General features: G+C 38.2%; 1 protein-coding gene. It reads right to left on the bottom strand.

The window, feature by feature from the left end; all coding sequences use genetic code 11:
- Positions 1 to 211: hypothetical protein (locus R0J88_RS20675; protein WP_410900979.1), on the bottom strand; the 211-nt coding region annotated here is incomplete at its 3' end.
- Between the last annotated feature and the right edge of the window lie 56 nt (positions 212 to 267).

The following is a 267-nucleotide window of genomic DNA, read 5'->3' as shown; positions in this document are numbered from 1 at the left end:
CAGTTAACCATTCCTCCTCTGTCAAAACCGGGCTTTTCATTTGCAATGCTTGAATGTGCTCATTATACACGTACTCCACTTGAGCTTTGTCTAAGCAGGCTAATAAAAATTCCATATTACTCTTTGTTTCATGCATACAATTGAATGTATTCACTCTACCTTCCTGTAATAGCCATCCTTGACGAATAAATAATTGATTCCAAGTTTTCATGTAACCGGCTCCCTTTATTTGATACATCTAGTATCTCAAAAGGGCTGTGACACCCC

Origin of the sequence: Pseudoalteromonas sp. SIMBA_162 (genome assembly GCF_046535955.1) — a bacterium.
Classification (GTDB): Bacteria; Pseudomonadota; Gammaproteobacteria; order Enterobacterales; family Alteromonadaceae; genus Pseudoalteromonas; species Pseudoalteromonas marina.
This window is presented reverse-complemented; position numbering and strand designations above follow the sequence as displayed.